Genomic DNA, 21457 nt, shown 5'->3' with positions numbered 1-21457 from the left:
GCATATCACTATTCTTCTTTCTTCTCCCTGGGGGCTATCTCATATTAGCAGCGAGGTTGAAGCCGGAGAGCATCTCAGTTAAGGTGGCTCCAAGCTGGGCAGAAAAGCGCTCTAGGAATCCAGGCGTGGGGGTGTAATTAACGATTTTTTCCGCGCCTACAATCTCTCTAGCCACATAATCGCTACTTCCCAAGCCATCGATCAGACCAAGGTCAAGGGCCTGTTCACCCGTCCATACCAGACCGCTGAACAGGGAGGGATCGTCCTTGAGGCGGTCTCCGCGGCCGTCTTTTACAATTTGAATGAATTGCTTATGGATGCTTTCTAGCATTTTTTGGATATGCTGGGCTTCGGACTCCTTGATAGGTGAAAAGGGATCAAGGAAGCCTTTATAGTCACCTGCTGTGAATAGGCGCCGCTCTATCCCCAGTTTTTCCATAGCGTCAACAAAGCCGAAGCCATTGATCAAGGCGCCGATAGAACCCACGATACTTGCTTTGTCCGCGTAAATTTGATTGGCCGCTACGGCAATGTAATATCCTCCGGAGGCACAAACGTCGGTGATAACAGCGTAGATAGGAATATTGGGGTGTTCCTGACGCAACCGGTGAATTTCATCATTGATGTAGCCTGCTTGGACCGGGCTGCCGCCAGGGCTATTGATGCGCAGAATTAATCCAGTGATATGTTCGTTCTCAAAGGCGGCTTGTAGTCCCTTTTTAATGTTTTCGGCGCTAGCGAAAGAATCGGCACTAATGAGTCCATCCACCTCTACTAAGGCCGTATGTGCTGTGGTCATTCCTGGCGCACTGAGGCCATTGGGTAAATAGAGTAATAGGAAAATCAGTAAATAACCGGCAAACAGTATCTTAAAAAAGATATTCCAACGACGCGCCCGCCGCTGCTCTTTGAGAGCGCTAAAAGCCAGACGTTCTAGAACCTCTCGTTCCCAGCCGAGCTGCGTTTCCTGTTTTTTGTCGAGATCGGTAGTAGAAGGATCTTGTTCTGACATTGGGCCTCCATAAGCAAAGTCTGGCTAATAATAACGGATTAACGCTACCAAAGGGCAGGTTATGCGAGCTGCTACCTTTTAGTTTAAAATTTTGTGGGCACATGCTGTGAGTACAGTGCTTAATTCCTCGGGCAGTGGCGCGGCTATCTTGAGTAATTTTTCTCCTTTGGGTAACGTAAAGCTTAGCTGGTCAGCGTGGAGAAACAATCGGCGCAGTCCTAAGTTTCGTAGCCACTTGTTGAATGCAGGATCACCATATTTTTCATCGCCCCCAAGGGGATGACCGAGATGGGCGGCATGTACCCGGATCTGATGGGTGCGGCCGGTTTCCAAGGTGATCTCCATGAGCGTCGCTTCCTTATGGGGCTGTTTGGGGTGGAAATGGCTGGAAGCCGGTTTTCCGGTGGCGCTCACCTTAACAACTCGTTCTCCAGACTGTAAGATATTCTTTAACAGGGGCAAGTTTACTTGGCGGATATTCTTTGGCCAGCTCCCTTTGACAAGGGCAAGGTAGTGCTTATGGATAAGCTGTTCCCGTTGCATCGACTGTAGTGCCAACAGGGTGCTTCGGGTTTTGGCGACCATGAGGCAACCTGAGGTTTCCCGGTCTAAACGATGGACTAGCTCCAGAAAAGGGGCCTCTGGGCGCAAGCGCCGCAATACCTCAATGACCCCATAGCTTACACTGCTACCACTGTGGACCGCGATTCCAGCCGGTTTGTTGAGAATGAGCAAATGTCTATCCTCATATAACAAGCTATTCCCAATGAGATGCAAGAGGGAAGGGGCCACGGGTTCCTTAACGGCGGGATGAGACACCCGTAGTGGAGGAATTCTGACTTGGTCCCCCTGCTTTAGGCGGTAACTGCTAGCGACGCGGGATTTATTGACTCGAACTTCTCCTCGGCGCAGGCAACGATAGATCCGACTCTTGGGAACGCCCTTGAGTTGGGAAAGTAAAAAGTTGTCGATCCGTTGACCCGCCTGCTCCAGTTGTATTTCCACTAGGCGGACGCGGGGCGCCAATGATTGTTCCTTGCTGTTCATATCCCAGTTTATCGCAGATTTGCTAAGTTGCCCCTAAATGCTGATAGGTGAGGGGAGAACCTAATTCAGCTATTCGCATTCGCGTTAGGAAAGAAAAGTTGCTTGCCGCCGATCTGGTACGCGCCGATGGCCTTCTGGCCCTGGGGCGATACCAGCCAGTCGATGAACGCCTGCCCCAGGTCCTTTTTCACGTTGGGGCATTTCGTTGGGTTCACCAGGATGACGCTGTAGGGATTGAATAGGCGCTCATCGCCCTCGACCAGAATGGTCAAATCCGCAGGGTTTTTGAACGAAAGCCAAGTTCCCCGATCGGTGAGGACATAGGCATTCATCTGTGCTGCGGTGTTGAGTGTCGCGCCCATTCCGGAGCCCATCTCCCGGTACCAGGGACCCTGGGCGTTTTCTAGGTCCACTTTGGCCGCCTGCCACAGGCGCCGCTCCGCTTTGTGGGTGCCGCTGTTGTCACCGCGGGAGGCAAACGGTGCCTTAGCCTTGGCGATCTTTTTCAATGCTGCGGTGATGTTCTTGCCGTCGGCAACACCGGCCGGATCGGATTTCGGCCCCACCAAGACGAAATCATTGTACATTACCCTGTGGCGTTTGACGCCATGGTCTTCGGTAACGAATTTCTCTTCCGAAGCCGGATCGTGGACAAATACCACGTCGGCGTCACAGCGCCGGCCGGTGTCCAGTGCTGTCCCGTCCCTTGGGCCACCACCCGCACAGTGATGCCGGTCTTCTGCTTGAACTTGGGAAGGATTTCCTTGAACAGTCCCGAATTCTCGGTGGAGGTGGTCGAGGCCACCGTGATGAACTTGCCCGCAGCTATTGCATGGGTCGTTAGAAAGAGGGTCAGCGCCGCCGCAAAGAGAAGTTTTCCAGTCAGTGCCATAGCAGTTCTCCGCAAAGGAAGGCCTGGGCCTTGGCCGAAGCTGGTTGGGTGAAAAAGCGCTCGGCCGACGCCTGCTCTAGCAGCTGGCCTTCGTTCAAGAACAATATCTCGTCGGCGAAATATTTCGCCAGACTCAGATTGTGGGTTGTCATGACGATTTTGGTGCCGGCGTCGTGAATCGCCTGGATGATCCGATGCACTTCGCCGGTCGCCGTCGGATCGAGGCCCGCCGTCGGTTCGTCTAGAAACAGCACTTCCGGTTGCATTGCCCATGCCCGCGCTAGCGCCAGCCGCTGCTGCTCGCCGACGGAAAGCACCCGCGCCTGACTTTGGGCCAGACGGCTCAGCCCGACCCGCTCCAGCGCTGCCTGGGCACGCCGCTTCCGGTCTTTTCTTGCTACCCCCGCAAGCTTTAGTGCATAGATGATATTTCCCCAGGCGGAGCGCCGTAGCATCACTGGACGCTGGAATACCATCGCCTGACGGCGCCTGCCCGGTCGGTCGGGAGCGTTCCATTTTACCGCCCCTGCCGTCGGCGCCAGGAGCCCGTGGCACACTCGCATGAGCACGCTTTTTCCCGCGCCATTAGGGCCTAAGATGACCGTTCGCGGCCCAGCTTCAATGCGTGCGGTGATGCCTTCGAGGATGGTTCGGCCACCGGCAGTGAAGGCCACGCCGTCGAGCTGCAAGGGCAGTAGCGTTCCGGGGTACCTCATGACTATCCGTACCGCTGCTGGGCGATTCGCTTCACGCCATAGGCGGCGGCGTTGAGCAGCACCACCAGGGACATCAGCACGATGCCTAAACCCAGTGCCAGAGGCAAATTGCCCTTGTTGGTTTCCAGAGCGATGGCCGTGGTCATGACCCGGGTCACACCGGCGATATTTCCGCCGACAATCATCACTGCCCCCACTTCAGCCGCTGCCCGCCCAAAGCCCGCCAGCACGACGGTCACCAGTGAGAAGCGGGTGTCCCACAGCAGCGTGAGTGCAGATCGGGCAAGGCCCACGCCGAGGGAACGTAGTTGCTCCGAGTATTCGCTCCAGGCATCCTCAATCATTTGGCGCGACAGGGCCGCGACAATGGGCACGATAAGCATGGTCTGGGCAATGATCATCGCCGTAGGCGTGAACAACAGGCCGTAGTTGCCGAGCGGCCCGGCGCGTGACAGCAGCAAGTAGACTAATAATCCGATCACCACCGGCGGTAATCCCATCAGCGCATTAAATATCACAATCAGCACCTGTCGACCGGGAAATTTGGCCACTGCAGTCGCTGCACCGATGGGAAGCGCGATCATGCTAGCGATCAAGGTGGCTGTTAGGCTTACCCGCAGGCTCAGTAAGACGATTTTCACCAGTTCCGGGTCGCCGCGGCTAATCATGTCGATCGCCTGCTGGAAGGCGAGACCAAGGGTGTTCATCACTGAATGGGCGAGCGCGGTTATACCCAAAGATCCGCTAAGTAAACGACCGACCTGCTAAAGCAGGTGGCTTTTTCAGACCTAACCCCAAAAGAAGCGGTCATTTATGGTAATCAAGAGACCCCACATACGGACGGCTTATCCCACAGGGGCGCCCATTGCCAAGCTGATAAGCAAAGAATCCCTCGTTATTTATTTACGCCTGTCTGGCAGGCTGGACATCGACGTGGGATACGCGCGCCAAGCCCCAAGTATACACCGCTTATTCTCGTAGTTAAAACTGGCCGTCTAAAGAGGTTGCGTACGCAGTCATATGATAATTGTACCATAGAGCATCAAATATCATATCCTACGCCCAGGTAATCCAGGAGCTGATTGCCTTGGCGAAGGCTATTCGCGCCGCCCGCCAACAAGGGGACAAGGGCTATCACCGGAAGAAATCGCTTTCTACGATGCCCTGGCGGAGAACGAGAGTGCCGTTACAGTAATGGGAGACAAGCAGCTTCGCCTCATTGCCCATGAGCTTCTGAAGCAGGTCAAAAGCAACGTCAGTATTGACTGGATGCACCGCGAAATGGCCCGTGCCCGCATACGGGTCTTGGTAAAAGTATCCTGCGTGAATATGGTTATCCCCCGGACCTAGAAGCTGCTGCTGTGCAGACGGTATTGCAGCAGGCGGAGGTGCTCTCGGAAAAGTGGGCGGCATAATTACAATGACCCTTTATTAACCGCAGGATTATTTTCATGGCGCTTAATCTGGCAAAAACGGTCGTTAATTTTCTGGCTCAGAAGCCAGAAGAAAAATTTACTGCGCGCCAAATTGCGGAATGGGTAATAGAAACCTATCCGACAGAATGCCGCGAGAAGCAGAAACGATCGAGAGCCACTGCTATCCCCCTGGATACTCAGGCAGCCCTTCTTAACCAAATTGTTGCCGAAATCGGCTCCCAACGTCCCCGCCTGCAAAAGAAATACCCGCAAATCAAAACCACTGAAGGGCGTCCCCGGAAATATTATTTCACGGAGAAAAGTGATTCGGACGAAATCGAGAACGCTGAAATACCCGAGCGGATTGATACCGTTGCTTCAGAAAAAAACACACCGATTAAAGAGCAAGATCTCTACCCCCTGCTGTCTGAATTTTTGTGGTCAGAGCTGGAGATATACAGTAAGCGCATTGATGAAAAACGGTCGTCGAATGCCCGTGGACCCGGGGGTAACAAGTGGCTTTATCCCGATCTGGTGGGGATGGAGGATTTAAGCGCCGACTGGAATCGTGAAATCAGGGACTGCGTGCAGCAATATGCCGATAAGAAGACCAAGCTTTGGTCTTTCGAGGTCAAAATCTTGATTAACCGCTCCAATGTCCGCGAGGTTTTCTTTCAAACGGTCAGTAATTCTTCCTGGGCGAATTTAGGGTATCTCGTAGCCAGCGAAATTGAGGGGGCCGAGACCCTAAAAGAACTGCGCATGCTCTCCAGTTTGCATGGAATCGGTTTTATTCGACTGGATGCCGATAATCCCGCCGAAAGCCAAGTCATGATCCCGGCCAACGAAAGATCAGAAGTGGACTGGCATACCGCCAATAGATTGGCGGCAGAGAACAAGGACTTTATGGCGTACATCAAACTGATCCGCCAATTTTATCAAACGGGGGATGTGCGCGTTTCTGACTGGGATGTGCCGTAGAATTAACTGTAGAAATATGTGATCTAAAGTTTTACATCTAAAGGCATACGCTCATCGCCTTCTCGACGCGGACTCGCATGCCGGATGGTGTGGGAACTGGAGAGTTATGTAAAACTTAGACTTAATCTGACAGACACTCGTCTGTGGATGCCGTGCCTTGGTTTTGCTGTGGTCGATGTTTTCCACTGCCAGATAAAGCGGGTAGGCGTGGCTTTCCACCTTCCCGCAATATTCCGTTCCCCGGTCAGTGAGTACCCGCAACAGAGGAATATCCTGTTCGTCTTTGGTTTCGGTCAGCACCAGCCCCTCCTGGACCGAGGCACGTCGCTGGCCCAGCGCCGGGTTTTCGATGGCCAAATTCACCACTGCTTGTTTCACATACTCCAGCACACGGTTTAAGTGGCCGAGCGTCAGCGAGATCCACTTGAACGCTGGGTTATGCGCTCTACGCATAGATAAGCCGACGGCCTTTGGGTTCTGGAATCGAATCTCCGAATTCCCGAGCCGTATCAAGCCAAAGTTGCATAGCTTCCTGTGCATTTGCCAACGCCTGGTCGGGCGAGTCTCCATGCGCCTTGCAACCAGGCAACTCTGGCACTTCCGCAAGAAATGCCTGATCTTCGTCGCTCCAATAAATAATTATCTCATATTTATACATTACTATTTACCTGCCAAGTGATATTTTAGGATGACCTCACGAACCTGCTTTACCTGATAGGATTTCGCCTTATTGCCCGCTCGCTGAAGGTTTATTTTTTCTTCAATTCCTTTTCTCCGATAGAGATGATGGCTCCCACGAATTCGCTCCTCAAATCCAAGATAAAGTAGCATGCTCCGAATATCATCGAATCCGATATTCGAATCCGACGCACCTTGGAGGATTTTCTCCATCACCTTTTCATGTTTGCCCATGCCGTGTCTTTAATTTCTTACAGGCGCATAACGTTGCGCTTCACCGGACCAATAAAGTATAGCGACGAAGAAGCGGTGCTTTATTGGGTCTGAGTGCAAGCGCCTTGTTAGGCTCAAGATCGTATTCCTTTGCACATGAAGCATTGATTTGTGAACTGCGCCGGGGAAAACCTTACCAAGATCAATGCGGTCGCGGCCACGAATTTGTGGCTTCGACCGCAAATACGCGGAAAGGGTTTCCCATGAGCGATCATACGGTTGGGTTCGCTGATTGTTACACCGAGCGCAAAGGAGAGCACCGGACTTCAATATGTCCACGTTATACCAATTTAATCAAAGAGTGCAATCTATTAAGGCTTCAAGTGATTGTTTAGACTGAACTTATACAATGCAAAATTACATGAAATTGGTATTAATTCCTTTGACCGGGACGTTCCGCCGGGATACCGAATGCCTATAAACTGGCTGGCTTTGGCGAACATGGCCTTGAGCGCATGTCAGACGCCTTAATCAGGTGCTCACCGGTTTGAGCGTTGTCACCACAGATCCAGCACTTCATCTTTGACCTTAAACATAATATGAAATAGACTGACTAAGCTGTGTCTTGTTACACGCAATCGGCTACTGGCCAACACCTATTTCTACCCTTACATCAAATAATTACCCATTCTGATAGTCCATATTATTTTGGGCAAATATGCACATCAGTTCATTTTTTCAACAGCTTTCTTTGTGGTTTTTTAGAACCGTACTAATATCCAACTTTAGGGGGCATTCTTGCCGTGCTGAACCGGCAGGTTGGCAACGATGTTCGCCTCACGCTCCAGCATGCCGAATGATGTGGCAAGGGGCCGGGTTTAACCGGGCAGTGAAGGGTCATGAGTATCGTTCGGACTAAGCGCAGTAGATATATCCACCAAGAGACGCCGGCCAAAAAACAGACCTTCCCCCCAGATAGAAATCGTGTAAAAGCCCAATCAATGGATTCCGTCTGATACCAATTTAATTAAAGAATGCAATTTATTAAGGCCTCAAATGGTTGTTTAAGTTGAATCTATACAATGCAAAATCACATAAAATTGGTATGACCGAAAAGCTCTTGGCTTGGGGAGAGGAAAAGGACCCGAACATCGATCTGGCGCAGGAGTGCGAGAAATTCCGCGATTACCACCAGGCCAAGGAGTCGCTGTTCAGCGATTGGGAGGCGGCGTTCAGGAACTGGATTCGGAAGGCGGCTGAGTTCAAGGCAGACAAAAACCCGCCAGCAGGCGCGCCACGATCTGGTCACGCTGTTGGTGAAAGAGAAGTTTCAGAAGGAGGGAGAGTATGTAAGTTATTGATTTCACGGATTAAAATTGGCGCCCCGGATACGATTCGAACGTATGACCTTCCCCTTAGGAGGGGGTAGTCCATAAAAATACCCAACATTAATAAACCTTAATCAAGGTTTACATAACAAACACTTATAGGCATGCTTATCTTATCCAAACTTAATGGAAATTATTAAAACCGTATCCATAAGGTAGCCCTGGGGTAGCCCCGGAAAGAGTAAGAATATGCCTAATAAGATTAGCTTCACTAAACGTAAGCTTGAAACGCTCCCTTTGCCACCGCTTGGAAAGAGAACCACCTATTTCGACGTTAAGGCACCAGGGCTTGCGGTGCGCATTACGGCTACAGGCACCAAGACTTTTGTCGTTTACCGCAAGGTGAATGGCAGACCCGAGCGTATTGCTCTAGGTAGATTCCCGGCGGTGACTGTGGAGCAGGCCCGGAAGATGGCGGCTGAGGTGAATGCTGTTATCGCCAAGGGTGGCAATCCCAATGATAAGCGGCGAACCCAACGAGCAGAGATAACCTTAGGTGATTTGTATCAAGAATACCTAGAGCACCATATCAAAGCTCGTGGTAAGCGAATCAAGAATCCTGAATCGTATTTCAAGCTATATCTATCTCAATGGCAACATCGTAAGTTGTCGGCTCTCAAGAGGTCAGATGTACGAACTCTTCATAACCGTTTGGGCAGGGAGAAAGGCCATACTACGGCGAATAAGACGCTAGTGCTTCTAAAGGCCATGTATAACAAAGCCATCGAGTGGGAGCTATTCAAAGGGGAAACCCCTTGTGATGGTATCCAGAAGCTGCCGGAGAAATCCCGTGACCGCTTCTTACAGGCGGACGAACTGCCTCGCTTCTTCCAAGCCTTGGCCGAGGAGCCTAATGAAACCGCGCGAGATTTTTTCTTGATGTGTTTGCTGACTGGTGCCCGGCGCGCCAATGTACTGGCCATGCGCTGGGAAGAGATCAATTTCGAGCGGGCCACCTGGACCATACCAACGACCAAAAACGGTGAAGCCCATACGGTACCGTTGATGCCTGAAGCGCTGACCCTTCTGGAGTCCCGTCGATACGCCAACGGTGAGAGCGACTGGGTTTTTCCAGGCACTGGCGCCTCCGGTCATCTGGTGGAGCCTAAAAAAGCATGGGCACGTATCCTGAAGCGGGCAGGCATCCAGGACCTCCGTATTCATGATCTACGCCGCTCCTTAGGGAGCTGGCAGGCTGCTACGGGGGCCAATCTCTCTATTATTGGCAAAACCCTGGCCCACAAGAATGTGAGTACGACCGCGATCTATGCTCGCTTGAACTTGGACCCGGTACGGGACTCGATGCAACTCGCTACCCGGGCTATGTTGGAGGCGGCGGGTGTGTTGCCTAAGGCAGAAATAGCGGAGATCAGCAAAAAGAAGCTCGGTTGATGTGTAACTGCCTTTTTTATAAGGAATATCCGGATGGAAACAGAGTGTGAGGCTGCTTAGTGGATAAAGATTGGAGGAGGATAAGCAGCATTTTTACTGTTGCTGAAATTGCGGCCTTTCTGATTGGAGAGGAATTTTTAAGGATAAGAGAAACTTACCACATCGAAGACGAAAAGCTGAAACAAGGCGAACAGATTGACAAGTACTGGCAAGAACAACATGACAAATTTAACAGAGCAGTAGATGTCATTATTCGGGCAATAGAAGCTGGAGATTTAAAGGCGGTTAACGTTAAAAATGAGGCTATCCGTGAATATGCGGATCCGCAGACTGCCTTAGAGTTGCCTATTCATCGCCAGTCCTATGAACAGTGGGCTATCGAACATGACCTTCTAATTCCCTATCTATCTCCAGAAGAGAGAGCAGCGCTAGCAGAAGGGAAAGGTAACGGGAACTCTCATCAGATTCATGGCAATACCCAGCATAATGCACGTAAAAATTTTGAGATATTGCAGGCTGCCCTATGGTGTTTGGCTAAGTTTCCTGAGCAGTGTCGGGGAAAAAATGAACAAGTCTCTGCTGCCAAATTAGCAAAGCTAGTCGAGCAAAAATCAGGGCTTTTTTGGAAGGATGGTGAACCTCCCCGAGCGGAAAAAACGATAGAACGATTGATAAGCAGAGCTCTCAAAATAGTTAAGTAATTTTTACTATCCCCTAACTAATTTTTACTGTTCCCAAAATCCTTTTTTAATAGTGCATGATGCTCTTTGTTTCGGACTATAACGGAGAGCATATGAAGCACCCCCCAGCTGCGCACATTCTTCCCCACCTCGTTGGCCCCGAGGAGGCCGCTCGTATTCTGGGCGTGAAGCCGGGCACCCTTCAAGTGTGGCGATCTACGGGCCGGGTCAATCTCCCTTACGTCAAGATTGGTGGCAAGGTGAAGTATCGTCTCTCGGATTTAGAGCGCTTCATCGAGAATCGTCTCTGCCAACATACAAGCTAAGGGCAGCGATGAGAGGTAAAGCACTACAGATTGGCGCTGGGTCGAAGCCTGTACATAGCTCCAGGAGGCGGACCATGAGTAAGCAACCTCTCTTCGCGAAGGTTCCTATCGAGGTGGTAAGGGCCCCTCACCTTACCTTCAGAGAGTTCCGCGTCCTGGTGGCTTTGTACGCCTTTGCCGATCAAAAGGGGCGGTGTTGGCCTTCCCGGCAGCGACTGACTGAACTGACCGGAATCAGCCCGGAGCATATTTCCCACATCACCACCGCCCTTGAAAAAAAGGGATGGCTGAAAAAGATAGGCAACGGGGGACGATCTAAATCCAGCCGCTATCAATTGTTTATCCCGCAGGATCTAGTGGTTTCTATGAAGCCCGAAAACGGTGCCCCCAGGGGCAGGGTTTCCCAAGCTTTAAACCGTGCATCTGAGGGCAGGGTTTCCCAACCAAAACGGTGCCAGGAGCGGCAGTTAAACGGTGCCGCCCAAGGCACGGGCATAGAACAGACCAAGGAACAGACCAATTTATATACGGCATCGGCCGATGCCGCAGACACGAAAAGGGGGCTTAAACACACCACCTCTCAGGCAGGAGATTCCTTTCCCCGGGGAGAATCAGATCCGAGGGAGGTCGAGGGCTATTTGACGAAGCAGGGCAAGCGGCTACAAGGACAGGCTCTGCGGCGCTTCGAGCGGTTCTGGCAGGTCTTCGACTACCGCCGGGGCAAAGCCGAAGCGGCCGATGCCTGGTGGAAGCTGGAACCCATGAGCCCTGAGCTTTTCAAGGCGATTATTGCTGGGGCTGAGCGGGAAGCTTCCGAGCGCCCCGGCAAGCAAGCTAAGGGGCTGACCCCGAAGATGGCCCCAGGCTGGCTTTCTGGGCGGCGGTGGGAAGATGCGCCGCCTCGACGTACTCCCGCCAAACCCAAGCTGGTGGTTTAGGAGGTGACTATGGACAAAACTTTTTCCGATTTTGGGATCGAATTGCCTCCCGGCGCCTCAGGGGAAGTGAGCCTCACCTGCCCCCAGTGCTCCGCTCAACGCAAGAAAAAACGTGCCCAATGTTTAAGTGTCCATGTCGAGAAAGGAGTGTGGGTTTGCCACCATTGTGGCTGGCGAGGGGGGCTTTCCCAGGGCGTGCAGCCCAATCACACTCTGCACTGGCGACGCCCAGCGTACCGGCGGCCTGAGCCCCTTCCAGCGACGGGCCTTCCTGAAAAAATGAACCAATGGTTGGCTAGTCGCGGGATTACTCAGGAAGTCCTCGAGCGCAATAAAATCACGGCCCAAAAAGTCTATATGCCCCAGGTAGAAGCCGAGGTATGGGCCCTTGCATTTCCCTACTACCGGGGCGAAACGCTCATCAATACGAAATATCGAGATAAAGATAAGCACTTCCGCCTGGAAGTGGGGGCCGAACGCATCCTCTACGGGCTCAACGATTTGGAGGAGACCACCCTTGTGGTGGAAGGAGAAATGGACAAACTAGCTGTCGAGGTGGCAGGCTTTCAGAATGGGGTCAGTGTTCCCGATGGTGCGCCCCCACCCCAGACCAAGGATTATTCCAGTAAGTTTGAGTTTCTAAAGGCGGATGAAGCCGCCCTCAGGAGGGTCAAGACCTGGATAATCGCGGTCGACAATGACGCACCCGGGCAGTATTTGGCCGAAGAACTCTCCCGTCGCCTCGGGCGAGAAAAATGTAAGCGGGTCGTGTGGCCCGAGGGGTGCAAGGATGCCAATGAGGTGTTGCTTAAAGGGGGCCCTGAAGCGCTTGCTGACTGCATCAAAAACGCCCAACCTTATCCTATCGCCGGGGTATTGACTGTCAGCCATTTCAGCGAAGACATCGATTTCCTTTACGCCCATGGGCTCGAGGGTGGGGTGTCGACCGGCTGGCCCTCCCTCGATGAATATTACACCGTGAGGCCTGGTGAGCTGACAGTAGTGACCGGTATCCCCAACAGTGGGAAGTCCAATTGGCTGGACTGTTTAGCCCTGAACCTCGCTCAGCAGCAGGGCTGGCGCTTTGGTGTTTTTAGCCCCGAGAACCAGCCGGTAAGCCACCATATGGCACGGATGATAGAGAAGTGGGCCGGTAAGCCCTTCAACGCAGAGCCCCCTTCCCGGCTGAGCCCCTCCACGCTGGAAATGGGGAAAGAATGGGTTCATGAGCATTTTTATTGGATTCTCCCGGACAATGACCAGGACTGGACCGTCGACCTCGTCCTGGACTGTGCCAGGGCATTGGTGCTGCGGTATGGGATTAAGGGGCTCCTACTTGACCCCTGGAATGAATTCGAGCATCTACGTGCGTCCAATATGACCGAGACGGAGTACATCTCGTCGGTTTTGAAGCGGATCGGGCAATTTGCCCGCCATCATCAGGTCCACGTGTGGATAGTGGCCCATCCGGCAAAGCTTTTCCGGGGCAAAAACGACCAATATCCGGTGCCGACTCTCTATGACATCTCCGGCTCCGCTAACTGGCGTAACAAAGCCGATAATGGCCTGGTAATTTATCGCAATTTTACCGACTTGGATAGCAACTTAGTGGATATTTATATCCAGAAGATTCGCTTTCGGGAAGTGGGAAAACTGGGTGTGGCGCGGTTGCGTTTTGACCCGGTTCTCGCCCTTTATAAAGAAGTCGAGCTGGAACAGGAGCCACCTCCCTATGAGGAAGAGGATAGGGCCAGTATGGGGGGCCTATCTACAAGCTAAATATGGAGAATAGCCTTGTTAAGTCAGTTTCTGCTTAGCCCGACCAGGCGGCGTACCAGAGAGCTGTCCTTGGACCATCCAACGCCTTTGGTTTAACCAAGTCTTCCAGCCCTCTTTCGGCCTCTGCTTCGATACGGAGCGGGTTATTCGCCAAGCTCAGCGTAGTAGTCGGGGAGCATGCCCTCTTGGGCGGCTTTAATCCGGCCCATAGGCGTGCTGAGCGGGCTGCCTGAGATTTCTTCTAATAGGTGCGTGAGCCCGCCCTTCACATTCATGTCCTTTTGCTCTTTAAACATCCCAAGCTGCTTACCGAGCTTCTCCAAGGCATCAAGCTTATTCCAAAGCTTGATTTTGTAAACGTAAAGCGGCTCCTCCCCTTGTTCGCCTTTCATCACGACCACCTCCACAGCGGCCACAGCCGCCGCTATCTCGTCTGGCAGGTCGTGGATGGGTTTGAGCCGTCCCTCCCTATCGAACAGGGCGCGTATATCCGAAAACCCTACCTTGGCCAATTCTTTCAGTACTTGTGACTCATTCACGTCCGCTTCAGCCTCGGCCGCTTGGCGCTTCGATTGCAGGTAGGTCGCTACTACTGGATTCCGAAGGAGGCGCGAGCTCTGGACTTTCGCCGTGCTCAATGCCGCCTGTGGGAAGGCCTGCCGGTAGCAGGCTAAGGCATTGCCCCGCACCTTCTCGGGGCCGGCCCGGTACAAGTCCGCGAAGGTTTGCTGGCCTGGGGTTAAGCCATCTTCATTACGGGGGTATCTGGCTTGGCGCATTTTCTTCATGTTCATCTTTTTACTCAATACAATAGGGTAATCGGGAGACTAGCCGTTACTTTACTGCCCGGGGTGGTTCGCTCATCACAGGCCCCTTAAGTTCGGCAGGGTCTTGCCGAAAGCATTTGAAATGCCGGTCGAGGGAATCCCCGAGGCGGGAGAACGTCTTTCATCGCTCTGAGGGTGCCCCGGACCCTGTCCATGATGGAAGCAAGTAAACCTTGCCACCCAGCAATCCCCACCGCAACCTGGGTTCCAGCGACGCGCTTGCGAAAGCATACATAAATTTTATTCATATATTATCTTTTATGCATGAACAATTTTCATTGCTCTGCTGAGACAAGGCCAACCGTTTTGCAAGCGCTCATTTTCTAGGTCTTTCTAGGCAATTGGGGTGGGTGTCCTGTGGACGCCGCACGAGGCGAAGCAATGGTAAGCGAAGATGAAGTAGCTGGTACCGGGTAGATCAAAGAAGGGGGAGAATGAGCCGGTTGCCTGGGATAGCGGGGTCTGTATTAACGCACGGAACAAGCGGCTCGCAGGTTTAGACACTCCAAGCGCAATAACCATACAAAATTAATGGTTACTGAGGTAATTATAGGCAGTTTTTTTACAAATACCTATCATAGGGAGGTGCCTAAAAGTACTAAAGCCCCTTTAGGTGCCCCTGCCTAGTAGTTGCATCTCAGCATCGGCTTCACCCCATTATTCCTTAACAGCAGCCCTGCCCGTCTTTTTTCCGCTATACCCTAATGTGGGTTGTGAATGGGGGTGTCAACCGCCTTGTAGGGTTAAGGATAGTGGTGAGTTGCCGATAGGTTACTGATAGCTTACTAGGGGCGAAATAGCTCTTATCTTTGGTGTAATATCTAAGACATCTACTTCATGTTAGCGTGACGAAATGGACGCAGTGCTAGAGCAAAAGCTCTCAAACGCGGTTGCTTTCGCAACTTGGCTACATGAGAGAACCAACGAAATAGAGATCTCTATTGACCGAAGGGCGCAAATCGCATTATCGATCCTCCAACACTCGCTGGACATTGGTGACGCAATAGTCTGCCTGTTGCACAACGGGTTACCAGGACCAGCCCTGACACTTGCTCGGCCACTCTTCGAGTCCTATGTGCGAGGTTATTGGCTCTTGTCGAAGAAGGTATCTGACAAAGCAGTCGATAACTTTATTGAAGGAAGGCATCCTAAAAAACTTCGGAAAATAATCAATGAGCTTGAAAATAATGTGGACTCAGGCGCGGCTTGGATCAAGAATAATAGCAAGGTAAATCTCAAGTCGTTTGACGAGCTTACACACGGGGGCGAGCCCCATTATCTTCGGCATATATCTGAAGGACGCATCGAGCCTACCTATCCGGATGCAGAGCTTGAAAGCTACCTCGATCTAGCATTAGAGATTCAAATGCGTATCGGCCATATCCTGCTATCAATGGCTAATGATTTAGACGGTTTAGGGCAACTGGGACAGTTCGCTTCAACCGTTCGTGGCGTGTCACGCTAATATGCATAAAGGGGTCTACCCTTGGATTTTGCCGCTTGTAAGCCTGCCTCAGGCTAACTATCAAGCGCCGGCAGGCCAAAAAAAAGACGGCGAGGGAACCATCCCCTGACCGCCAGAGGACATCGGCGCACACTTTACGCCGGAAGAAGGGAACCCATCACTCTCCCTAAGAGGCATGGTCTTTTATCGGGGGGAACTCTTGAAGCCTTTCTTCCTGGAAGAGGATGAGGTTAATCAGCTCGGCACGGTTTCTGACCTGGAGTTTTTTCATCACCCGAGTCCGGTGGACTTCTACGGTTTTGGTGCTAATGTTCCCCTCAAAGGCCATCTGCTTGTTCTGCTTACCTTTGACCACGCCTTCCATGATTTGCCATTCACGCGGGGTGAGCCGGGCCAGCCGAGCGGCGATTTCCGCCTCTTTCTTTTGTTCGATTTGGTTTTGGCGGGCTTGGGCGAGACAAGTCTTGAGGCGCGTTTTGACCAATCCCGCACACTTCAAGGGCTGGACAATAAAGTCCATGGCCCCTGCCTGTAGGGCCTGAACGGCTTCAGGCACCGTCGCCTCTGCCGAGACGAAGAGCAGCGGAAGCCGACTACCCTGGTGCTGCAGCTGTTGCTGCAGCCTTAAGCCGCCCATGTGGGGGACGTGGATATCGAGCAGCAGGCAACCCGGGAGGGTGGGGTCAAAGTCCGCTAAAAACGCTTCAGCGGTGGCATAGGAAGCATAGGAGGCGCCTGTGGATTCACTGATTCGGCGTAGCGCCTGGTGCATCCCCCTATCGCCACTGACAATAGCAATCGTGGCCGGTGGGTCGACAGTTTCCGGGGCATCGGCAAAGCCTTGTCGGTACTGGGTAAGGCTGGTGACGGGTTTTAAATAGGACTCGCTCATGAAACACCTCCGGGCTCATCGTTAAATTTTACTCAAGAGAGTTAAAGCCGCCTCTGGAGCCGGAGCGGGGGTGAGCGTGCGTGGTAGTGAACGGGGTGATGACGTCCCGCTCCGACCGCAGAGCGCGTGGGAGAGGCCACTCAAGGGCCTTCCCTCGATAGAGTTATAAGCGCTTAAAGTGGGATGCAAAGCCGCGTAACTGGAGCATTCTCTTGAGGTGGGAATGGCCCCCCATCAGCAGGAGGTCGGCCGGTGCTTTATTGAGGCTGTCCTTCAACATCCAGAGCAGCGTATAACCGGAATCGTGAATTGCGCGGGTCCTGCTCAGGTCAATGATAATTTTCATCTCGGAATCGCGGACTTGTTGTGCCGCCTCCCAAAATTCCCGGCACAGGGAAAAATCCAGGACCTCAGGCGAAGTTAAAAAGACGGCGTGGTCTTCAACCCCAGCCCCGAAGCTATGGGCTACCGCTGGGTGTGTGGCTAAGGACATGAGAACCTCCCTTCATTGCAAAAGTACTCGTTGTCATAGGGCCGCCTGTACTGAACAGGGGTTTGGCCCCTTGTTATGAATTATGAATTGAGAACGAGTAGCTAAATAAAGACTAAACCCCCTGTCATGAAAATGGGTATTTCTACCTACTCATTCGGGTCGGGGAGGGCTCTCTCTTTTCTGGCCACACTTCCGATAGCCCCCCCTGTGAGCCCTATTGCCGTTCCGCCATAGGGGTCATTGGCTCTATCCTTTTCCCTTGTGATGTGTGAAGAAGTCTCTACCCTTTGATTAGAAGGAAAGCATGCTTGGCATGACTTCTGTCGATGAAAAACTGAAAGGAGGAACTTCAGGATGGTTGCGAAATACAAGATACTGTGTCATTCCCTCTGGCTTGGCGGGGTCTTATCGCTGGTTTTAGCCCCCGCCTTTGCGGGAACCTATGGCAGTGAAGAAGGAGGAAAGCAAAAGCAGGAGAAGGAAATGCATATGCCGTGGTTTCAAAAGCTGGATGAAGATGGTGATGGGAAAGTCAGCGAGGATGAGTTTGAAGAGGTCATGGAGGAGAAGTTTGAGCGTATGGATGAGGATGATGACGATCACATAACCCAGGAGGAGTGGCAGTCCGCTATTAAGGAACATGAAAAAAAGCACCACCGCGGAGCACGTGAAGGTAGCGAGGGGCATCAGAGGGAAGGCATGTAGCCGGTGAGAGAGAAAGGGGTGCCTGTGAAAAAAGCTTCCTTGCTGAGTCCCCATTTTTCACTAGGAAGGGCTGATCCTATCAATCAGCATCAATAAGGAGGTAGAGAAATGTTTGGTAATCGGGCTAATTTTGAAGCCGGCTTGTTCGATGATTTCAGACGTTTGGAACAGGAAATGGATCAACTGTTTGGGGCGACCCCTTGGCCGAGCGGCATCCGGGCAGTGGAGAGGGGAGCCTATCCGCCTGTCAATGTGGGAAGCACGCCCGATCAGGTGGATGTCTACTTATTTGCCGCGGGCTTGGATCCTAAAAGTCTGGATATTTCCATTCAGCAGAATCTCCTGACCGTGGCCGGTGAGCGCCAGCTAAGCACCGAGGAGGGAGTCAATTATTACCGCAAAGAGCGTTTTGACGGCGCGTTTTGCCGTGTCGTGACCCTACCCGAAGAGGTGGATCCCGATCAGGTGAGTGCCCGCTATCGGGACGGGGTCCTGCATGTCACTATCCAGCGGCGCGAGTCGGCTAAGCCGCGGCAGATCGAAGTGAAATAATCAGCAGGAGGGGACAAAATGGCTGAGACAAAAGAAGTGGCCAGAGAGGGCGCTAAGGCGGCTCAGGAAGTAAAGGAAATGGAACGTGCGATCCGGCCGGCGGTCGATATCTTTGAGGATGCGACGGGCATTACATTGCGGGCGGATATGCCGGGGGTATCCCGAGAGCGGCTCCAGGTGCATATCGACAGTGATACCTTATCCATTGAGGGCAGAGTAGATATTCCGGTGCCCGAAGGCACGCGGCCCCTCTATGCCGATGTTCGCTCTACCTGCTACCAACGCAGCTTCTCCCTCAGCAGAGAATTGGATGGGGACAACGCCGAGGCCACTCTGAAAGAAGGGGTGTTGACCTTGCGTATCCCCAAGCGAGAGGAGCATAAGCCTCGCAAGATCCAGGTGCATACCGAGTAGTCAGACTACTTGGCTTGCTGTCATTATAGTAGAGATAAAGAAATTGCTCCGGTCCCAGGGGACCGGAGCGACTGGAACGACAATAGCCGCTGAGGGGGCTATTGAGGGAAAGCCTGAAGGATCTAGAGGCCAAGCAATGTTTTTTTTCTATTCTCACACCCTAGTCACCCTACTAAAAAGATAGAGCGATAGTGATACAACGCTTTTTCATTCTGAGTTCTTCCTCTTTTAACCCGCTTTAGTTGTCCCCGTAATTAGCCGATGTCCCTGTCGATGAGAGTATAATCACTTTGTTAAAATCGCCGAGGACAAGGCTCATGACCCCCAACCAGCGCTTAATCGAAATGATGGAAGAACGTGGGCTGGATACTCGCCCGGATTCCCGCTTGAACCACGATGTCGACCACATCGCCGAGATTCTCGGGGTCTTTCGACGCACCATCTTAAATTGGATCTCACCGCCGCACTGGAAGACCTACCGGGGGATGCGGTGGATTTATTTAGACAAACTGGAAGCGCTCTCCTGAGCTCACCAGGAGAGCCAAGAGGCATCTTGGAGGATCGACAGGCTCCTGACCTTCTCAGTCGGTTGCCCGACTCCCTTAATCCCCTCCCCTAAGAAATCCCAAGACCCGCAGTCCATCGGGACTTTCAACCCTAACCCCGACTGCACCTAGGGAGCCCCTAAAGCTCACAGCATATCGCCCCTCCCGAGGGGCCGTAGGGTTTCTCTCAGGTTGGATTCGGGACTGGGTAGGTAAGGAGAAAACCTTATACGCATTCTTTGACTTGTGAATGCTTGCTGCCACTTTCCAGGTTAGAATCTTAAAAGTGTGCTTTAACTTCTATTTTCTGCTCGATAAGCTCCCTCACCCGACTGGCCTGTCCTCGTCGAGCGCCGGAGAAACTAAAATGAACCGAACATGAATTAATTTCACTCTCCTAAAAACCTTCATTGTAAGGATAGAATCCTTGAGGTGGCCTGAATGAGTTTCTCTTTTGTGATTTAACAGGGATAGGCATTATTAGCCATGCTTCTCAGCTTTCTTGTGTCGTAGGAAAATGCGGGAAAAAAAGATTGAAGCCTTGTACTGCGACGGACGCATCCCGCCGGGAAAGACGGGCAGCATGTTACCCGGAGGGCTCACTATCGCCAATTACCTCAAGGGAAAGAGTGATGGGTCGTCGCTTCCTATACCCCCTCCGAGGGTACTCGCAAGGCTTCTAAGAACAACATAGGTCAAGGTAAAGGTAAACACCTATAGTCTGGCCCTGTAAATCTTCTGTTGTTTCAGCTCAAGCCGCGCCTGCATTTTTTTTCTAAATACTTACTGTGAAGAAGTGTCTAAAGTGTCTAAACCTTCTTTATAGAGGGGATCCAAGAACTATTTTTTTAAATACCTACTAGACAGAGGTGCCTAAAGTATCTAAAGCTTCTTTATAGGGGGGGTCCGAAAATTCCCACCGAGGAGTAAGGCCTTGGCATTTAACCCCCACGCCCACGGGCTAACCTTGACCTGTGGGGTCCGCCAGCACATTTAACCCCCTCGCTCACGGGCTAACCCCCATGAAGCTACCGACACAGCGCCTCATACGGCCCTCGTCGCCATCGCCATCAAGCCTACGCAGCCCGCAAGCCAAACACCTCAAAGCCTCCGTACAGCTATCCATATGACCACAATACCTCTTAGGTCCACATTCAGAAGCCGCCTGCTTGGCCCTGGTCCGCTTATTCCGCCTCCGCTCCCATAATACCTCTGAAAGCGCCTACAAGCTCCTGTAGGCCACTCTCGCTTCTTGGCTCGGTCGCACCTTCACAACAGGGGGATTCATTGCCTGTAGGCCCAGGCGACTTCTGAGCCGCCCGGTGCGGACCCGCATGCTAGGTGGTATGGAGAGGGCAGGCTAAACCCTCGCCCTTACCCGATTAGGCCACCCTTCGCAGACAGTGATCATTTAACGAATTACCACATGCAATTAAATCGTTCTTAACGCTTACAATGCCCTCTAATAGCTCACGAGCCCAATAAGATTGGTGAGCCACATTCTCGTAAGTAAATCCAGCTATTTTCGCTCCAACCTTGTTCTCCTGGAAGCAAACGGTAAAGGAGTGACTGACGAGATTTCGATGCTTCGTAGTATTTACAAACCCATCAACATACTTAAACCAGCTGGAATCAAGAAGAAAATCCAGCTTTGATTGCAACGTTGAGTGAGATAGATTTTTAACAACCTTTTTAAGGTTGCACTCGCGCTCTGTGAATTTTCCAGCCAGAACCAATCCGTTTACAAGATGCGAAAACATGTCATAGATTGCCCGTATCGTATAAATGGACGAAATGATGCTGGCTTCGCTAACTAAATCCGCCTTGGTTTTTTCTTCTTGTTTCTCATGTATGCAGAATACATACTTCATCATTTCTATATCTGTTGAATCGCTATCGCCAACTATAGAATCCAAAGCATTCAAAGCAGTAAATACATGATAATTGAAAATTGCATTGGACCTATCAATCGATCTAATAACGTTCAACATCCTCGCTGAATCTTTGCTATTTCTTACGTACTCTCTAAGTTCTTCAAGATTCCATCGCTTATTCATCTGTATCTGATTTCCCCAATAGCCTAACGCTTAAATAAGCCACCGTTTGG

The 21457-nt window shown here is 51.9% G+C and carries 24 protein-coding genes and 2 pseudogenes; 13 read left to right on the top strand and 13 right to left on the bottom strand.

Annotated elements, in window-relative coordinates:
- Positions 1-34 precede the first annotated feature (34 nt).
- The 6 genes from sppA to E3U44_RS01925 all read right to left on the bottom strand — a co-directional run bounded on the left by sppA (position 35) and on the right by E3U44_RS01925 (position 4374).
- Complete coding sequence (gene sppA / locus E3U44_RS01945) at positions 35-1012, bottom strand: signal peptide peptidase SppA (RefSeq protein WP_134356418.1); 978 nt, start codon at positions 1010-1012, stop codon at positions 35-37.
- Between the two features lie 78 nt (positions 1013-1090).
- Positions 1091-2059 carry a 23S rRNA pseudouridine(955/2504/2580) synthase RluC gene (rluC, locus tag E3U44_RS01940; protein WP_134356417.1) on the bottom strand — a complete coding sequence of 323 codons (969 nt, stop codon included), beginning with the start codon at positions 2057-2059 and terminating at the stop codon, positions 1091-1093.
- Between the two features lie 65 nt (positions 2060-2124).
- Positions 2125-2721, bottom strand: a complete 597-nt coding sequence (locus tag E3U44_RS01935; protein WP_240761690.1) for an ABC transporter substrate-binding protein — start codon at positions 2719-2721, stop codon at positions 2125-2127.
- Positions 2646-2966, bottom strand: coding sequence for a substrate-binding domain-containing protein (locus E3U44_RS19800; RefSeq protein ID WP_240761689.1), 321 nt, complete (start codon positions 2964-2966; stop codon positions 2646-2648). The genes E3U44_RS01935 and E3U44_RS19800 overlap by 76 nt, the downstream gene beginning before the upstream one ends.
- Positions 2942-3625, bottom strand: coding sequence for an ATP-binding cassette domain-containing protein (locus E3U44_RS01930; protein ID WP_240761688.1), 684 nt, complete (start codon positions 3623-3625; stop codon positions 2942-2944). Before E3U44_RS01930 ends, E3U44_RS19800 begins: the two co-directional genes overlap by 25 nt.
- Positions 3626-3669: 44 nt before the next feature.
- Positions 3670-4374, bottom strand: a complete 705-nt coding sequence (locus tag E3U44_RS01925; RefSeq protein ID WP_134356415.1) for an ABC transporter permease — start codon at positions 4372-4374, stop codon at positions 3670-3672.
- Between the two features lie 323 nt (positions 4375-4697).
- Between E3U44_RS01925 and E3U44_RS20490 the strand changes: the two are divergent.
- A pseudogene (locus E3U44_RS20490) lies at positions 4698-5082 on the top strand (type I restriction enzyme endonuclease domain-containing protein); the annotation flags it as partial.
- Positions 5083-5118: 36 nt separating this feature from the next.
- A complete protein-coding gene (locus E3U44_RS01915; RefSeq protein ID WP_134356414.1) occupies positions 5119-6063 on the top strand; it encodes a COG2958 family protein in 945 nt (314 codons plus the stop codon).
- Between the two features lie 108 nt (positions 6064-6171).
- Here the strand turns inward: E3U44_RS01915 and E3U44_RS01910 are convergent.
- The 3 genes and pseudogenes from E3U44_RS01910 to E3U44_RS01900 form a co-directional block, all read right to left on the bottom strand.
- A pseudogene (locus tag E3U44_RS01910) lies at positions 6172-6339 on the bottom strand (IS481 family transposase); the annotation flags it as partial.
- Between the two features lie 169 nt (positions 6340-6508).
- The gene (locus tag E3U44_RS01905) at positions 6509-6721 is read right to left on the bottom strand and encodes a type II toxin-antitoxin system HicB family antitoxin (protein ID WP_134356413.1); all 213 of its coding nucleotides are present in this window, start codon (positions 6719-6721) and stop codon (positions 6509-6511) included.
- A gap of 2 nt (positions 6722-6723) precedes the next feature.
- Positions 6724-6975, bottom strand: a complete 252-nt coding sequence (locus E3U44_RS01900; protein WP_134356412.1) for a type II toxin-antitoxin system HicA family toxin — start codon at positions 6973-6975, stop codon at positions 6724-6726.
- Positions 6976-8059: 1084 nt separating this feature from the next.
- Between E3U44_RS01900 and E3U44_RS01895 the strand changes: the two genes are divergently transcribed.
- The 6 genes from E3U44_RS01895 (at position 8060) to E3U44_RS01870 (ending at position 13457) form a co-directional block, all read left to right on the top strand.
- Positions 8060-8383, top strand: a complete 324-nt coding sequence (locus tag E3U44_RS01895; RefSeq protein ID WP_134356411.1) for a hypothetical protein — start codon at positions 8060-8062, stop codon at positions 8381-8383.
- A 148-nt stretch (positions 8384-8531) separates the two neighbouring features.
- Positions 8532-9734: a tyrosine-type recombinase/integrase gene (locus tag E3U44_RS01890; protein WP_134356410.1), complete on the top strand. Its 1203-nt coding sequence runs from the start codon at positions 8532-8534 to the stop codon at positions 9732-9734.
- 59 nt (positions 9735-9793) lie between these two features.
- Positions 9794-10435 (top strand): hypothetical protein, encoded by a 642-nt coding sequence (locus tag E3U44_RS01885; protein WP_134356409.1) that lies wholly within the window; start codon positions 9794-9796, stop codon positions 10433-10435.
- A 92-nt stretch (positions 10436-10527) separates the two neighbouring features.
- Positions 10528-10740 (top strand): helix-turn-helix domain-containing protein, encoded by a 213-nt coding sequence (locus tag E3U44_RS01880; RefSeq protein WP_134356408.1) that lies wholly within the window; start codon positions 10528-10530, stop codon positions 10738-10740.
- Between the two features lie 74 nt (positions 10741-10814).
- Positions 10815-11678 (top strand): helix-turn-helix domain-containing protein, encoded by an 864-nt coding sequence (locus E3U44_RS01875; RefSeq protein WP_134356407.1) that lies wholly within the window; start codon positions 10815-10817, stop codon positions 11676-11678.
- A gap of 9 nt (positions 11679-11687) precedes the next feature.
- Positions 11688-13457, top strand: a complete 1770-nt coding sequence (locus tag E3U44_RS01870) for a bifunctional DNA primase/helicase (RefSeq protein WP_134356406.1) — start codon at positions 11688-11690, stop codon at positions 13455-13457.
- A 143-nt stretch (positions 13458-13600) separates the two neighbouring features.
- Here E3U44_RS01870 and E3U44_RS01865 read toward each other — a convergent pair whose 3' ends face one another.
- Positions 13601-14251: a terminase small subunit gene (locus E3U44_RS01865; RefSeq protein WP_240761687.1), complete on the bottom strand. Its 651-nt coding sequence runs from the start codon at positions 14249-14251 to the stop codon at positions 13601-13603.
- Positions 14252-15137: 886 nt separating this feature from the next.
- On the opposite strand from E3U44_RS01865, the gene E3U44_RS01860 reads away from it, so the two are divergent.
- Entirely contained in the window at positions 15138-15749 is a 612-nt protein-coding gene (locus tag E3U44_RS01860) for a DUF6988 family protein (protein ID WP_134356405.1), read from the top strand.
- 166 nt (positions 15750-15915) lie between these two features.
- Here the strand turns inward: E3U44_RS01860 and E3U44_RS01855 are convergent, their stop codons facing one another.
- Positions 15916-16641, bottom strand: a complete 726-nt coding sequence (locus tag E3U44_RS01855) for a response regulator transcription factor (protein WP_134356404.1) — start codon at positions 16639-16641, stop codon at positions 15916-15918.
- 163 nt (positions 16642-16804) lie between these two features.
- Positions 16805-17134: a hypothetical protein gene (locus E3U44_RS01850; protein ID WP_134356403.1), complete on the bottom strand. Its 330-nt coding sequence runs from the start codon at positions 17132-17134 to the stop codon at positions 16805-16807.
- Between the two features lie 354 nt (positions 17135-17488).
- Between E3U44_RS01850 and E3U44_RS01845 the strand changes: the two genes are divergently transcribed.
- The 4 genes from E3U44_RS01845 (at position 17489) to E3U44_RS01830 (ending at position 19332) form a co-directional block, all read left to right on the top strand.
- Entirely contained in the window at positions 17489-17839 is a 351-nt protein-coding gene (locus E3U44_RS01845) for an EF-hand domain-containing protein (protein ID WP_134356402.1), read from the top strand.
- A 108-nt stretch (positions 17840-17947) separates the two neighbouring features.
- The gene (locus E3U44_RS01840) at positions 17948-18391 is read left to right on the top strand and encodes an Hsp20/alpha crystallin family protein (RefSeq protein ID WP_134356401.1); all 444 of its coding nucleotides are present in this window, start codon (positions 17948-17950) and stop codon (positions 18389-18391) included.
- Between the two features lie 18 nt (positions 18392-18409).
- Positions 18410-18805: an Hsp20/alpha crystallin family protein gene (locus E3U44_RS01835; RefSeq protein WP_134356400.1), complete on the top strand. Its 396-nt coding sequence runs from the start codon at positions 18410-18412 to the stop codon at positions 18803-18805.
- 317 nt (positions 18806-19122) lie between these two features.
- Positions 19123-19332 (top strand): hypothetical protein, encoded by a 210-nt coding sequence (locus tag E3U44_RS01830; protein WP_134356399.1) that lies wholly within the window; start codon positions 19123-19125, stop codon positions 19330-19332.
- 1400 nt (positions 19333-20732) lie between these two features.
- On the opposite strand, the gene E3U44_RS01825 is transcribed toward E3U44_RS01830, so the two are convergent.
- On the bottom strand, positions 20733-21407 hold the full coding sequence (locus tag E3U44_RS01825) for a hypothetical protein (protein ID WP_134356398.1): 675 nt from the start codon (positions 21405-21407) through the stop codon (positions 20733-20735).
- Between the last annotated feature and the right edge of the window lie 50 nt (positions 21408-21457).

The organism is Nitrosococcus wardiae (assembly GCF_004421105.1).
Lineage (GTDB): Bacteria > Pseudomonadota > Gammaproteobacteria > Nitrosococcales > Nitrosococcaceae > Nitrosococcus > Nitrosococcus wardiae.
Note: the sequence above shows the minus strand (reverse complement) of the source record. Positions and strands in the feature narration are given on the sequence as shown.

Excerpts from the sequence above, each read along its gene's own strand:
- sppA (WP_134356418.1), bottom strand. The coding sequence starts at position 1,012 with ATGTCAGAACAAGATCCTTCTACTACCGATCTCGACAAAAAACAGGAA.
- rluC (WP_134356417.1), bottom strand. The coding sequence starts at position 2,059 with ATGAACAGCAAGGAACAATCATTGGCGCCCCGCGTCCGCCTAGTGGAA.
- E3U44_RS01925 (WP_134356415.1), bottom strand. The coding sequence starts at position 4,374 with ATGAACACCCTTGGTCTCGCCTTCCAGCAGGCGATCGACATGATTAGC.
- E3U44_RS01915 (WP_134356414.1), top strand. The coding sequence starts at position 5,119 with ATGGCGCTTAATCTGGCAAAAACGGTCGTTAATTTTCTGGCTCAGAAG.
- E3U44_RS01905 (WP_134356413.1), bottom strand. The coding sequence starts at position 6,721 with ATGTATAAATATGAGATAATTATTTATTGGAGCGACGAAGATCAGGCA.
- E3U44_RS01900 (WP_134356412.1), bottom strand. The coding sequence starts at position 6,975 with ATGGGCAAACATGAAAAGGTGATGGAGAAAATCCTCCAAGGTGCGTCG.
- E3U44_RS01895 (WP_134356411.1), top strand. The coding sequence starts at position 8,060 with ATGACCGAAAAGCTCTTGGCTTGGGGAGAGGAAAAGGACCCGAACATC.
- E3U44_RS01890 (WP_134356410.1), top strand. The coding sequence starts at position 8,532 with ATGCCTAATAAGATTAGCTTCACTAAACGTAAGCTTGAAACGCTCCCT.
- E3U44_RS01880 (WP_134356408.1), top strand. The coding sequence starts at position 10,528 with ATGAAGCACCCCCCAGCTGCGCACATTCTTCCCCACCTCGTTGGCCCC.
- E3U44_RS01875 (WP_134356407.1), top strand. The coding sequence starts at position 10,815 with ATGAGTAAGCAACCTCTCTTCGCGAAGGTTCCTATCGAGGTGGTAAGG.
- E3U44_RS01870 (WP_134356406.1), top strand. The coding sequence starts at position 11,688 with ATGGACAAAACTTTTTCCGATTTTGGGATCGAATTGCCTCCCGGCGCC.
- E3U44_RS01865 (WP_240761687.1), bottom strand. The coding sequence starts at position 14,251 with ATGAACATGAAGAAAATGCGCCAAGCCAGATACCCCCGTAATGAAGAT.
- E3U44_RS01860 (WP_134356405.1), top strand. The coding sequence starts at position 15,138 with ATGGACGCAGTGCTAGAGCAAAAGCTCTCAAACGCGGTTGCTTTCGCA.
- E3U44_RS01855 (WP_134356404.1), bottom strand. The coding sequence starts at position 16,641 with ATGAGCGAGTCCTATTTAAAACCCGTCACCAGCCTTACCCAGTACCGA.
- E3U44_RS01850 (WP_134356403.1), bottom strand. The coding sequence starts at position 17,134 with ATGTCCTTAGCCACACACCCAGCGGTAGCCCATAGCTTCGGGGCTGGG.
- E3U44_RS01845 (WP_134356402.1), top strand. The coding sequence starts at position 17,489 with ATGGTTGCGAAATACAAGATACTGTGTCATTCCCTCTGGCTTGGCGGG.
- E3U44_RS01840 (WP_134356401.1), top strand. The coding sequence starts at position 17,948 with ATGTTTGGTAATCGGGCTAATTTTGAAGCCGGCTTGTTCGATGATTTC.
- E3U44_RS01835 (WP_134356400.1), top strand. The coding sequence starts at position 18,410 with ATGGCTGAGACAAAAGAAGTGGCCAGAGAGGGCGCTAAGGCGGCTCAG.
- E3U44_RS01830 (WP_134356399.1), top strand. The coding sequence starts at position 19,123 with ATGACCCCCAACCAGCGCTTAATCGAAATGATGGAAGAACGTGGGCTG.
- E3U44_RS01825 (WP_134356398.1), bottom strand. The coding sequence starts at position 21,407 with ATGAATAAGCGATGGAATCTTGAAGAACTTAGAGAGTACGTAAGAAAT.